Below are 12,785 nucleotides of genomic sequence, written 5' to 3'. Positions count from 1 at the left end.
CCCAGCCGTGTCGAGTCGGGCGGGCAGGGAGAGGTACGGCCCCTCCGTGACGGGCTCCTGGTGGCTCGGCGAATTCTGCACCCGCAGGCAGGCGACTCGACGGACCGCGCACGCCGGCCTTCCCGGCCGAGGACGGGCTACTCCTCGGACGGCCGCCGGCTGTGGACAGGTTCCGCGATCAGGGCTTTGCGCAGCGCCCGGTTGACGCGGGGGTCGCGGTCCGGGGCGTAGGGCGCGATCGGGGCGTAGCCGCGGCTGGAGTAGAGGGCCAGGGCGGCGGTATTGGCGACCCCGGTCTCCAGGATCAGCTCTGTCATGCCGTGCCGGCGGGCGTCGCTCTCCAAGGCCGCGAGGAGCTGGTGTCCCAGGCCGAGCCCCCGGACCGTCGGCGAGACGTACATCCGCTTGATCTCGGCGACGGTCTCCGCCACGGTGCGCCAGCCGCCGCAGGCCACGGCAGCGCCCTCCGCCCGGATGACGAAGAACGCGCCCTTCGGAGGGGTGAACTCGGCGGGTTCGCTCGCCTCGGGGTCGTCGGCCCGGCCGTAGACCGCCTTCTGCTCGCGGTGCAGGGCGCGGGTGAGTGCACGGGCGTCGGGGCTGTCGTAGGAGACCGGGAGGAGCGTTCCCCCTCGGTCTGCGCGCGTCCTGTGGGCCATGCCCTTCATGGTGCGGCAGGGCTGCCGGCCCGTCGAGGCCGCCCCGAAAGTGTGCAGCGGACGGAGCCCTCGGGGCGTGCCTCGCGCGGGAGTTGCTTGGCGAGAGGCACGGCCGCCGTCGTTCACCTCACACCGGCATCCGCTCCAGCGCCCCGCCGAAGTCCGTCCACGGCTCCAGCGTCCCGAAGGACAGCCCCCGGTCGCCGGTGAGGCGCGACGCGCAGAAGGCGTCCGCCACCGCCGCGGGGGCGTGCCGGACCAGGAGGGACGCCTGGAGGATCAGGGCGGTGCGTTCGATGACGCGGCGGGCGCGTAGTTCGGCGTCCTCGGTGAGGGTGGGCTGGTTCTGGAGTTCGCGCCAGGCGGCGTCGAGGCGGCGGTCCGTCCCGGACGCCTGCGCCCACCCCACTTCCGCCACGACTTCGGCGGCACGGACCACGAGGTGCTCGCGAGCGGCTTCGAGCCGGCTGATCTCGGCGGGGGTCTTGCGGTAGGCCACGAAAGGAGTGAACCTCCCTTCAGGCTTTCCCGCCACGGCCGTGGCCGTATCGCGCCGGGCGGCGTTTCGGCCGTCCGGTGACGGCGGCCGGGCCCGGACGGACCGGGGAGCACGGGTTCCGGCTCCGCCGCCGCAGGGCGTCCACGGGCTTCGCAGCACGGCCGAAAGACGTGTGTTCGATATCCCCTTCGCGTCGTTGGGCTTCACGACACCGCCTCAGCCAACGCCCCGGGGGGATCGATGACCTCGTCCGTCACACAGGAACAGCCGTCAGGAGAGCCGTCCGACAGGCCACGGCACGACGAAACGGAGGAAGCCGGTGCCCGGGAGGAGGAATACCTCTACCGCGACGAGTCACGCCTGCGGGCCGGCTCGCTGCTGACCACCCGGACGATGGCGCGCCGCCTGCCGGCGCTCGTACTGCGCTCGGTGCGCATGGCCTGGGGAGTGGACCGCGGCGCGACCGTCGGACTGCTGGTGTGCCAGACCGCGACGGGCGCCCTCGCGGCCCTCGGCCTGCTGGCCGTCACGGGGACGATCACCGCGCTGGTCTCCTCGGGCGCGGTCACCGAGCGGCTGTGGGAGGCGGCTCCGCAGCTCGCCGTCATCGCCGCGGCCACCGGTCTGCGGGCGCTGCTGGGCATCGCCGTCGTCTGGCTGACCGGACGGCTGCGCCCGGTGCTCGCCCGGGCGGCGGAGGTGACGATGGTCGAGGCCGCGCTCGGCGCGGAACTGGCCGCCAACAACAAGCCCGGCTACAACGACGCCTTCGACATCGCCGACCGCGGCGCGCAGGTCACCCCCGACCTGGTGGAGGAGGCCCAGGACGTGCTCGCGGCGGCCGCGACACTCACGGCCGGCGCCGCGGTCCTGGCCGTCCTGCACCCGCTGCTCCTCCCCCTGCTCCTGCTCGCGTGCCTGCCGCAGGCCGCCGCCTACATCCGCTCGGCCCGGGTGATGTACCTGGCGAAGGTGGAGACGTCCGGGCGGCGCCGGATGCTCAGCAAGCTGCGCTGGCACATGGCCTACCAGGAGTCGAGCGAGGAGATGCGGGCCTGCCTGGCCGGCCCGTTCTTGATCGGCCGCTACCGGAAGCTGGCCGCCTCGGTCAACGCCGCCGAGCGCACGGCGGCGAACACGGGGGCCCGGATGGGCCTGGCCGGTGCTCTCGGCGGCGGAGCCGCCTCGGCCGCCGTGTGGGCGGCGCTGCTGTGGCTCCTCTCCTCCGGGCGGATGAGCCTGGCGGCCGGGGGCGGCGCCGTCTTCGCCCTGCAGACGGCCACCGGCTCCGTCCGGGGCATGATCAACGGCGGGGCCCGCCTGGTACGCACCGGCTGGTACGTCCAGGACTGGCAGAACTTCCTCGACAACGCTCACGGCCAGGCCATGGCCGGCTCCCGGGGCACCCGGGTCCTCCCGGCCGCACCGGAGCGGTTCGAGGTCCGCAACGTCACGTACCGCTACGACGGTGCTCCCAAGGACAGCCTCAGCCAGGTCTCCCTCCACGTGCGGCGCGGCGAGATCGTGGCCCTGGTCGGGGAGAACGGCTCGGGCAAGTCCACCCTCTCCCGCCTGCTGTGCGGGCTGCTGCTGCCCACCGACGGCGAGGTGGCCTGGAACCACACCTCCACGACGCGGCTCGATCCTTGGGAGGCGTGGCAGCATGTCGCCCTCGTGCCGCAGAAGTTCACCTATCTTCCACTGACCATGCGCGACAACATCACCTTCGGCCAGGGCGACACCGGCGACGCGGCCCTGCTCGCCGCGTGTGAGGCATCGGGGGCCGCCGAGATGCTGCCGGGCCTGCGCTCGGGCCTGAATACCCTCCTGACCAGCGAGTGGTTCGGTGGGCAGCAGCTCTCGGGCGGCCAGTGGCAGCGGCTGGTCCTCACCCGCGCATTCCACCGGCAGGCGGCGCTGCTGGTGATGGACGAACCCACAGCGGCCCTCGACGCGCGGGCGGAGCACCGGATCTTCTCCGGCCTCCGCGAACTGGCCAAGGACCGCGCGGTCCTGCTGATCACGCACCGTCTCACCAACGTGGCCGTCGCGGACCGGATCGTCGTCCTGGACGAGGGCCGGATCGTGCAGGAGGGCACCTACAGCGAACTCACCCGGTCGCCCGGGCTCTTCCGGACCTTGTGGGAGTTGCAGCGCCGCATGAGCGGCGAGCCGGACTGAGGGCACTCTTCGTCCCGCCTCACTGCCGCGTGGCGGGCCGCTCCCGCGTCTTCGGGGCCGCGACCGCGCCGGCCACGTGGCGGTCAGGGGCGCCCGGGGACGTCAGCGCTCCGGTGCCCGAGGTGGCCGGGGGTGCGTCCGGCAGCCGTGGGGGCCGTGTCCTGCCAGACCAGCAGGCAAGAGCTCGCCGGCCCAGTGGAACCAGCGCCCGGGTTCGCCCTTGACGTGCCTGCGGACCGAATTGAAGCCCGGCTTCTTGTGCGGCCCGAGGTCGCATGCGAGCGCTCCGGCGCTGGGCGCGGCGTGCGGCCGTCGGGGCAAGTGCTGGTCGAGGGCGGCCATCAGGAAGACCGGCCCGCCGTTCAGCCGGGCGCGACACGTCCGCACAACGGTGGAAGGAGCAGCCGTCGGCGTGACGGGACGCGCGGCGGACGGCCCAGCACTTGCGTACGGGCCGGACGAAGGGACCTGTACCAGCGAGGGAATCGAGGGGCGGGCCGGCATCAGCCGTCCCCGTTCCACGACCGCCACAGCGCCGCGTACGCCCCGTCTGCCGCGACGAGTTCGTCGTGGGAGCCCAGCTCCACGATGCGGCCCGCCTCCATGACGGCGACGCGGTCGGCGTCATGGGCGGTCTGGAGGCGGTGGGCGATGGCGATGACGGTGCGGTCGGCGCGGACGGCGGCCATGGCGCGCTCCGCCTGGCGCGCCGTCGTCGGATCGAGCAGGGAGGTCGCCTCGTCCAGGATCAGCGTGTGCGGGTCGGCCAACTGCACCCGGGCGAGGGTGAGCTGCTGGGCCTGAGCCGGTTCGAGGACGATACCGCCCGGACCGAGCCGGGTGTCCAGGCCGTCGGGGAGGTCGGCCACCCAGTCCGCCTCGACGAGGGCCAGCGCCGCCCGCACGGCCGCGTCGTCGGCCTCGGGCGCGGCCATGGTCATGTTGTCGCGGAGGGTGCCCAGGAACACGTGGTGCTCCTGGGTGATGAGGACGACCCGGCTGCCCGACTCGCCCGCGGCGGCGAGGGCTGCGACGGGCACCCCGCCGACCAGGACGCTTCCGCTGTCGGGAGTGTCCACGCCCGCCAGCAGCTTGCCGAGGGTGGACTTGCCGGCACCGGACCGGCCCACCACGGCGAGCCGTTCACCGGGGCGCACCTGGAGCCGTACATCCGTGAGGACCTCCTGGCCGGGGAGGTAGGAGTACCGCACGCCGGTGGCCTCGATGAGGTCGTCGGCGGGGGGCGCCACCTCGGTGTCCCGCTCGGGGACGACCAGACCGACCCCCTTGATCCGGGCGAACGAAGCGCCGCTGCGCTGGAGTTGTTCGACCCAGACGAGGAGCTGGTCGAGCGGGTCGACCAGCTGCCACATGTACAAGCCCCCGGCCACCACCGCACCGAGCGAGACCGTCCCGTCCAGGTACCCGAACCCACCGACCAGCAGGATCAGCGCCAACGGCAGGGTGTGCGCGAACTCGGTGACCGGGAACAGCACCGTCCGCAGCGCGAGGGTCCGCTCGCCCGCGTGGTACGTGGTGTCGACGGCCTGGTCGAGGACGCGGCCACGCCGCTCCCCCAGCCCGTACGCCTCGACCGTGCGGGCGCCGAGAGCTGTGGAGTTGAGGATCTCGGAGACCTCGCCCGCAGCCGCCCCCTCGGCGAGGTAGGCCTCGCGGGAGCGGGCCAGGTACCAGCGGCTCACCGCGATGATCAGCGGCAGCCCCGCCAGGGAGCAGAGCCCGAGGAGCGGGGAGAGCAGGAAGATCGCGCCGAACAGGAACACGGCCTGGACGACCGCGATGAAGATGTCCGGCGCGGCCGAGCGCAGGGTGGCGGCGACGGTCGAGACGTCGAGGGTCGCGCGGGTGACGAGGTCGCCGGTGCCCACCTTCTCCGCCACCCTGCCGGGCAGAGCGAGGGCACGGTCGACCACCTCCTCCCGGAGCCGGGCCAGGGCGCGCTCGCCGAAGCGGTGGGAGACGCCGCGGGCCCAGCGGATCAACAGCAACTGGGCCGCCGCGCAGCCCAGTACGGCGGCGGCCAGGAGGTCGATGTCCGAGGCGGCCAGGCCGCCCGCCTCGACCCGGTCGACGATACGGCCGAGGAGCCAGGGGCCGGCCGCCCCGGCGAGCGCGGCGAGGCAGGTCAGCAGGACCGTGCCCCGGACGGCGCGGGAGTCCTCCTTGATCAGCTGCCGTACGGCGTGGCGGACCGTCGCGGCGTCGGCGACCGGCAGGCGGGGCGCGGGCTCGCGGCGGCTCATCGGGCCTCTCCTTTCAGGGGCCGGGGCCCGGCGGTGGCGGTGTCCGGGTCGGCGCCGCGGAACACCAGGGCGGCGTAGGCGGGGCGGGTGGCAAGGAGTTCGCGATGCGTGCCGGTGGCCTGGATCTTGCCGTCCTCCAGGTGGGCGACCTGGTCGGCCTGGGCGAGGACGAGCGGCGACGTGGTGACGACCAGCGTCGTCCGCTCGCGCCGGTGGGCGGCCAGGCGGGCGGCGACCGTCGCCTCGGTGTGCGCGTCGAGCGCGGAGGTCGGTTCCACCAGGAGGAGGATCTCTGGGTCCGCGAGCAGGGCCCGCGCCAGCCGCAGCCGCTGGCGCTGTCCGCCGGAGACATTGCGTGCCTGGTCGTCGAGGTCGCCGTCGAGCCCGTTGGGCAGGGCGTCGGCGATGTCGGTGGCGGCTGCCGCGTCGAGGGCCCGCCGGACGACGTCGTCCGGGCGGTCGGCGCGGCCGGAGAGGACGGTGCGCAGGGACCCCGCGAACAGGTAGGCGTCGTGGTCGGCGAGGAGGATGTGGCGCCGCAGCGCGGCGCGGTCCCAGCCGTCCAACTCGGAGCCGCCCCAGGTGGCGTCGGACGCGCCGTGGCCGGCGAGCCGTTCGGCGACGGCGCGTGTCTCCTCCGGGCGGGCGCCGACCAGGGCTGTCACCTTTCCGGGGGTGACGGTGAGGCCGGAGCCCGGGTCGTACAGCTCGGCCGGCTCCGTGGGCGGGCCGACGCGGGTGCGGTCCGCGTCAGAGGCCGGGCCCAGGGCGAGGATGTCGGTGACCCGGCGGGCGGAGACGAGGCCGCGCGGGAGGTCGTCGGCACCCTCGATGAAGGCGGCGACGGGGACCAGGAGCGCGGAGACGTAGCCGTAGACCGCCACCAGTTCGCCGACGGTGATGGTGCCGGAGGCCGCCATCCGCGCGCCGATCCAGGTCACGACGGCGAGGAAGACGACGAGGAGACAGGCGGTGAGGGCCTGGACCCAGCTGGTGAGGGCGGCGACGCGGTAGCCGAGCGGGATCAGGGCCTGGGAGCGTGCGCGGTGGCGGGCGGCGAAGACGCGTTTGCCGCCGATGCCGTTGAGCACGCTCAGTCCGGCCGCCATGTCCCCGGCGAGCGCGGTCAGCTGCCCCTGGTCCTCGCGGTAGCGGCCCTCGGCGCCGTGCAGCCTGCCGAGCAGCGGCCCGACCGTCAGGGCGAGGGCAGGGACACCGAGCAGGACGACCAGCGCGAGGAGCGGGGAGATCCTGAGGAGCAGGACGGCGGTGACGGCGTAGGCGGCGGCCGCGCCCACGCCGGGACCGGTGACGGTCAGGGTCTGGGCGATCCGGCCGATGTCGCCGGCCTGGAGGTGGGTGAGTTCTCCGGCGGAGACCTGCCGGGGCAGGGCGGAGCCGAGGCGGGTGACATGCCGGGTGACCACCTGCACCGTGCGGTAGGCCGCGTCCACCCGGACCCGCGTCATGGTGCGGTGCCGCAGGATGCCGAGGACCGCGATGGCGGCGCCCGTGGCCAGCAGGACGCCCGTCCACAACAGCAGCGCCCCGGCGTCCCGGCCGCGCAGACCGTCGTCGATCGCCCGGGACATGAGGTAGGGCGGGGCCAGGAGCAGGCACATCCAGGCCGTGCCCCAGAGGGAGCCCACCAGCACCCGCCGGCGCTGGCTGACCGTCAGCCACCACAGGTATCTGAGCGGGCCGCGGTGGTCCGGCTCGCCCGGATCGGCGTAGGGGACCCTGCGTCGGTGGCCGGACAGGTCGGGGCCGTGGGGCATCTGGGCCGTCCTCGGATGGTGGTGGACAGGTCCTGCGGGCGGGGCCGTGCGACGCGCTCGGCGTGGGGCGGTCAGGCCGCCGCGAGTCGCGCGCACTCCCGCCGGAGTCCGCGGCGTCGCACGGTGACGAGGATCGCGAACAACGACGCGAGCGGGCCGAGGAGCCGTACGACGATCGCGGGCATCGTCGGGCCGGGAGGGCCCTGGACCCACACCGTGGCCATCGCCCGGCCCGGGTCCGCCTGGTAGTGGCTCACCGCGGCCCCGCCACTCCGGCGCAGCCCGTCCGCGGGCATCCCGCCCCGTTCGACGAAGCCCGGTCCCGGCTCGCCGTCGGGGCAGCACCGCACGCGGACGTCGCCCACGTCGCCGTAGCTGGTCGTCGTGACGGAGGTGACCTCGGCCGCGGCGGGCGCGCTGTCGGCCCCGCGGGCCGACCAGCGGCGGTGGAGCCGCCGTTCGCACCCCCGCTCAGTGACCGGTTCCCGCAGGGATTTCGTGGGCCAGGTCCAATCGTCGCGCCACTTCGGCCCGTTGGTCCTCACCATGAGCTCCCGTCCCTCGTGCGCCAGAACCTCACGCCCCCGCCGCGTTCACCCGGCCAGCCTAACGAGCCGGGCCGGCCCTCACACGGCGGGACCACCATCGGCGTCCCGGTCGCGGGGGCGGGCACCCTCACGCAGTCCGGGTCGAAGACCGCCTCGCCCCGGACGGCGCGGTCGGCTCGCCGAGGAGCAGGGACGGAGTCTGCCGCGCCGGCACCATGGCGATCCAGACCCACTGGCGCCGGCCGCCGGACAACTCCTCGACGTGGCCAGCTCGTCGCCCGGGGACCAGGAGGCCGACAACGACTGGTGCGGGTGGCGGCCCCGGGCCGCCACCCGCCGTACCAGGATGTTCTCAGGTGCCGTCAGTCACTGTGGGAGGAAGCCGGGTCCCTGCGGCTCCGTGGGATCGGGCACGCACACGTACGGCCGGGTTCGCCTGGAAGCCGCCACAGCTCCGGCGGGATCGGGCGGGGACGGCCACTGATCTTCCAAAGAGCCGACGGCCCGGTGTGCCGGCCGTCGGAGCCGGGCGTGGAGATCCGGCGGGGCTCTTTCGAGCCGGCGGAGGGCACCTCGGGCCTCATCGCGTGCTCTTCGTGCTCCGGGCCGGCGAGGTCGGCCGGGCGGTCGAGCGGGACCGGCCCGGACCGCGCCGCCGGCGGCCGGGGCCGCTGCCGCGCGTCGCGTGGCAGACGGCCGCCTGCGGCGCGGCCGTGGTGAGGTGGGCGGGCAGCGGGTCCGCCCGGGGCGCGCCCCGGCTCAGGCCCCTCCCCCGGGCAACGCCCCGAACACCGCCACCGGGTCCAGTCCCGGCACCCCCGTGGGCCACCAGTCGTCGCGGCCGGGGTCGGAGATGTAGCCGTACCAGAGGCCGTCGCGGCCCAGGCGGAGCTGGCGGTCGCCGGCGGGGTGGGTGAGGCGGTTGCGTTCGGGGCGCAGGCGCGGGTGGCCTGCGGCGAGCAGGGTCGGGCGGGCCCGGTCGAAGGGGCCGGCGGGCGGGTCCCAGGGCTCTTCGAGGGCGGCGAGGCCCGCTTCGCCGCCGAGTTGCCAGGCGGCGACGGCGCGGTGCAGGCCGGTGACGTCCCGTCCGGCGGCGCGGGCGAGGCGGGCGTACAGGTCGCGGGCGGCCGAGGTAAGGCCGGAACCCGGCCGGGCGGCGGCGATCCGGACCGCGTCGGCCCAGTGGCCGAGCCCGGCGAGCGGGTCGCGGCCGGTGGCGAGCAGGGCGTGGGCGCGGGCGGCGGCCTGGGTGGCGAGCTGGTCGAGGGCGAGCGGGTCGGGGCCGCCGTGGCCCGACGGGTACGAGGGCGGGGCGGCGGGTCCGTCCAGGAGGCGCGGGGGCGGAGGCAGCGGCGGGCGGGGGCCGGCACCGAGCACGTCGCGGGCGCGGACACCGGGCAGCGCGGGCGGGCGGTACGGGTCCTCGGCGTCGGTGTCGGGGGCGCCGCCGGTACCGGGGGCGCAGGCGCGGGTGACGCTCAGCCGGGTCAGGGTGTCGATCAGGTCGTCCTCGCCCCGGCCGCGCAGGAGCAGCAGGACGAACGGGTCGTGGTCGAGGAGGCGGGCGGTGCGGTGGCAGAGCGCGGCCGCGTGCTTGCACGGGCGGACCGGGTCGGGGCAGGTGCAGTCGGGGATGAGGTCGCCGGCCCCGGGCAGCAGCGGCACCGGTCCCTCGGCGAGGGCGGGCGGCAGTTCGCGGTCGAGGAGGGCGGCGAGGTGGGCCGGGTGGTCGGCGATGTGGTCGAGGAGCCGTTCCCAGTCGTCGTCGGTGAGCGGGCGCACCCGCAGCCGGGCCCGGTAGGGACGGGGCCGGCTGCCGTGCACGTAGGCGAGGACCAGGCCCGGGGTGACGGTGACCGCGTCGACGCTGCCGCGCGTTGCCAGGTCGCTGCCGCGGGCCAGCCGCCCGGGGTCGCCGGACCGCGCGGTGAGCGCCGAGACCCAGGCGCGGCCCCACCAGGTGGTGGCAGCGCCGTCCCCGGCCGGCTGGGCGGGGAAGGTGCGGCGCAGGCCGTCGGCGGAGGCGCGGGCCCGGGCGGCGGTGGGACGGTTCACGTGGTCCTGCGCAGGGAGACGAGGTCGGTCAGTTCGCGGTCGGTGAGTTCGGTGAGGGCGCCTTCGCCGGAGCCGAGGACGGCGTCGGCGAGGGCCCGTTTGGCGGTGAGGAGTTCGGCGATGCGGTCCTCCACGGTGCCCTCGGTGATGAGCCGGTGGACCTGGACGGGCCGGGTCTGGCCGATCCGGTAGGCGCGGTCGGTGGCCTGCTCCTCGACGGCCGGGTTCCACCAGCGGTCGTAGTGGAAGACGTGGGAGGCGCGGGTGAGGTTCAGCCCGGTCCCGGCGGCCTTGAGGGAGAGGACGAGGACGGGCGTGCGGCCCTCCTGGAAGCGGTCCACCATCCGCTCGCGTTCGGCGACGGGCGTCGCGCCGTGCAGGAGTTCGGCGGGGACGGCGCGGGCGGCGAGGTGCGCGCCGATGAGCTTGGCCATGCCGACGTACTGGGTGAAGACCAGCGCCGAGCAGTCCTCGGCGAGGAGGGTGTCGAGGAGTTCGTCGAGCAGGGCGAGCTTGCCGGAGCGGCCCTCCAGCCGGGCGGGGCCCTCCTTGAGGAACTGCGCGGGGTGGTTGCAGATCTGTTTGAGGGAGGTGAGGAGTTTGAGGACCAGGCCGCGGCGGGCGATGCCCTCGGAGCGTTCGATGGCGGCCATCGACTCGCGGACGACCGCCTCGTAGAGCGAGGTCTGTTCGCGGGTGAGCGGCACCGGCCGGTCGGTCTCGGTCTTCGGCGGCAGTTCGGGGACGATGCCCGGGTCGGACTTGCGGCGGCGCAGCAGGAAGGGCCGGATGAGGCGGGCCAGCCGCTCGGTCGCCTCGGGGTCCTCGCCGGACTCGACGGGCCGGGCGTGCCGGGCGCGGAAGGCGGTCAGCGGTCCGAGCAGGCCGGGGGTGGTCCAGTCGAGGAGGGCCCAGAGTTCGGAGAGGTTGTTCTCGACGGGGGTGCCGGTCAGGGCGACGCGGGCGGCGGCCGGGAGGGTGCGCAGCGCCTGGGCGGTGGCCGAGTGCGGGTTCTTGACGTGCTGGGCCTCGTCGGCGACGACCAGGCCCCAGCGGACCGAGGCCAGCGACTCGGCGCTGGAGCGCATGGTGCCGTAGGTGGTGAGGACGAAGCCGTCCGGTACGTCGCCGAGGCTGCGGCCCTGCCCGTGGTAGCGGCGGACGGGCACGCCGGGGGCGAAGCGAGTGATCTCGCGCTCCCAGTTGCCGAGCAGCGAGGCGGGGCAGACCACCAGGGTCGGCCCGGTGCCGCTCCGCTTGAGGTGGAGGGCGATCAGGGTGACGGTCTTGCCGAGGCCCATGTCGTCGGCGAGGCAGCCGCCGAGGCCGAGCGAGGTCATCAGTTCCAGCCAGCCCAGGCCGCGCAGCTGGTAGTCGCGGAGGGTGGCGTTCAGCCCGGGCGGCGGCTCGACGCGGCCGGGCGGGGCGGTGAGCCGGTCGCGGAGGGCGGCCAGCGCGCCGACGGGGACGGCCTGGACCGGTTCGCCGTCGACCTCGGCGGTGCCGGTGAGGGCCGCGCCGAGGGCGTCGAGGGGATCGAGGAGGCCGAGGTCGCGCTTCCGGGCCCGGCGGACCACCTCCGGGTCGACCACCACCCACTGGTCGCGCAGCCGCACCACCGGCCGGTGGGCCTCGGCCAGTTCGTCCATCTCCGCCTCGCTGAGCCGCTGACCGCCGAGGGCGACCTGCCAGCGGAACTCCAGCAGCCGGTCGGCGTCGAAGAACGGCGTGCCGTCGGTGGCGGAGCCGGGCGCGCCGCGCACCTCGGCCTCGGCGGTCAGCTCCCGGGCCAGTTCCCTGGGCCAGTGCACGGGGACCCCGGCGGCGCGCAGCCGCTCGGCGGCCACCCCTAGGAGGTCGGAGACCTCCGCGTCGTCCAGGGAGAGCACGTCCGGGACGGGCTGGTCGGCGAGGCGTTCCAGCGGGGCCCAGACGCGGGCGGCACGGCGCAGCGCGAGGGCGGTGTCGATCCGGGCGCGCGGGCCGAAGCCGGGCAGCCGCTCCCCCGACCAGAGGGCGGCGGCGTCGGCGACGCGGGTGGGGTCGGTGAGGCTGTGGACCTGGAGGACGGCGGCCCCGGCGCCCCGCCGGCCCCCGTCCCCGTCGGGGTCGAAGAGGCCGTACGCGCTGAGGTCGAGGCGGAGCGAGAGGCTGACCCCGGCGTCCTGTCCGACGGCGGCCAGTGCGGCCCAGCCGCGGGCCTGGGGCAGCCGCTGGGGCGCGGTGGCGGCGAAGGGCGCGCCGAGGGCGTCGGCGGCGGCCGGGGTGCGCGGCAGGGTGTCGGCGACGGCGTCGAGGAAGCACCGCAGCAGTGCCTCCGGTGCGGCGACCATGAGCGGGGAGCGGCTCTCCAGGGCGACCGGGTGGCCCTCGGGCGGCAGGGCGGCGGCCAGACCCCGGAGCCGGAGCAGGTCGTCGGCGTCCAGCGGGCCCGCGCGCCAGGCGTCCTCGTCGGCCTCGGTGAGGCCGGGCAGCAGCCGGCCCCGGGCCACGAGGTCGAGGGCGAAGCGGGCGGCGGCCTGCCAGCAGGCGGCGGAGTCGCTGGGGGCGGGGTCGGCGAGCAGGGCGGCGAGGCCGTCCTCGACGCCGAGGGCCGCGGCCTCCACCGCAACGCGGCGCACGGTGGCGCCCCGGGCGCGGGCGACGGTGAGGGTGGTGGTGGCGCCGGTGTCGCGGGGCGGGGCGCCCCCGTTCGGGGACCACCAGGCGAGCCGGCCGTGGCGGGGCAGCACCGCGGGCAGGAAGGTGACGGCCGGCCGCTCGTTCCCGCCGCGGCGGCGCACGGCCCCGCTCACCGGTGG

At 75.7% G+C, this 12,785-nt stretch carries 7 protein-coding genes and 1 pseudogene; 1 reads left to right on the top strand and 7 read right to left on the bottom strand.

What is annotated here, in order from left to right; translation table 11 throughout:
• Positions 1-137 precede the first annotated feature (137 nt).
• Together ACSLIC_RS23000 and ACSLIC_RS22995 are read right to left on the bottom strand one after the other, a co-directional pair.
• Positions 138-659 carry a GNAT family N-acetyltransferase gene (locus ACSLIC_RS23000; protein ID WP_436739603.1) on the bottom strand — a complete coding sequence of 174 codons (522 nt, stop codon included), beginning with the start codon at positions 657-659 and terminating at the stop codon, positions 138-140.
• A 127-nt stretch (positions 660-786) separates the two neighbouring features.
• A pseudogene (locus tag ACSLIC_RS22995) lies at positions 787-1,053 on the bottom strand (DNA alkylation response protein); the annotation flags it as partial.
• 345 nt (positions 1,054-1,398) lie between these two features.
• On the opposite strand from ACSLIC_RS22995, the gene ACSLIC_RS22990 reads away from it, so the two are divergent.
• The gene (locus ACSLIC_RS22990; protein WP_436739602.1) at positions 1,399-3,339 is read left to right on the top strand and encodes an ATP-binding cassette domain-containing protein; all 1,941 of its coding nucleotides are present in this window, start codon (positions 1,399-1,401) and stop codon (positions 3,337-3,339) included.
• A 503-nt stretch (positions 3,340-3,842) separates the two neighbouring features.
• Here ACSLIC_RS22990 and ACSLIC_RS22985 read toward each other — a convergent pair.
• From ACSLIC_RS22985 to ACSLIC_RS22965, 5 genes are all read right to left on the bottom strand, one after another.
• Positions 3,843-5,603: an ABC transporter ATP-binding protein gene (locus tag ACSLIC_RS22985; RefSeq protein WP_436739601.1), complete on the bottom strand. Its 1,761-nt coding sequence runs from the start codon at positions 5,601-5,603 to the stop codon at positions 3,843-3,845.
• Positions 5,600-7,381 carry an ABC transporter transmembrane domain-containing protein gene (locus ACSLIC_RS22980; RefSeq protein ID WP_436739600.1) on the bottom strand — a complete coding sequence of 594 codons (1,782 nt, stop codon included), beginning with the start codon at positions 7,379-7,381 and terminating at the stop codon, positions 5,600-5,602. The genes ACSLIC_RS22985 and ACSLIC_RS22980 overlap by 4 nt, the downstream gene beginning before the upstream one ends.
• A 71-nt stretch (positions 7,382-7,452) precedes the next feature.
• Positions 7,453-7,929, bottom strand: a complete 477-nt coding sequence (locus tag ACSLIC_RS22975; protein WP_436739599.1) for a hypothetical protein — start codon at positions 7,927-7,929, stop codon at positions 7,453-7,455.
• A gap of 759 nt (positions 7,930-8,688) precedes the next feature.
• A complete protein-coding gene (locus ACSLIC_RS22970; RefSeq protein WP_436739598.1) occupies positions 8,689-9,984 on the bottom strand; it encodes a hypothetical protein in 1,296 nt (431 codons plus the stop codon).
• A complete protein-coding gene (locus ACSLIC_RS22965; RefSeq protein ID WP_436739597.1) occupies positions 9,981-12,779 on the bottom strand; it encodes an SNF2-related protein in 2,799 nt (932 codons plus the stop codon). The genes ACSLIC_RS22970 and ACSLIC_RS22965 overlap by 4 nt, the downstream gene beginning before the upstream one ends.
• Between the last annotated feature and the right edge of the window lie 6 nt (positions 12,780-12,785).

The sequence above is a fragment of the Streptomyces sp. BBFR102 genome (assembly GCF_051397025.1).
Lineage (GTDB): Bacteria > Actinomycetota > Actinomycetes > Streptomycetales > Streptomycetaceae > Streptomyces.
This window is presented reverse-complemented; position numbering and strand designations above follow the sequence as displayed.

What these genes read in the sequence shown, in the direction of transcription:
- ACSLIC_RS23000 (WP_436739603.1), bottom strand. Translation starts at nt 659, where the DNA reads ATGGCCCACAGGACGCGCGCAGACCGAGGGGGAACGCTCCTCCCGGTC.
- ACSLIC_RS22990 (WP_436739602.1), top strand. Translation starts at nt 1,399, where the DNA reads ATGACCTCGTCCGTCACACAGGAACAGCCGTCAGGAGAGCCGTCCGAC.
- ACSLIC_RS22985 (WP_436739601.1), bottom strand. Translation starts at nt 5,603, where the DNA reads ATGAGCCGCCGCGAGCCCGCGCCCCGCCTGCCGGTCGCCGACGCCGCG.
- ACSLIC_RS22980 (WP_436739600.1), bottom strand. Translation starts at nt 7,381, where the DNA reads ATGCCCCACGGCCCCGACCTGTCCGGCCACCGACGCAGGGTCCCCTAC.
- ACSLIC_RS22975 (WP_436739599.1), bottom strand. Translation starts at nt 7,929, where the DNA reads ATGGTGAGGACCAACGGGCCGAAGTGGCGCGACGATTGGACCTGGCCC.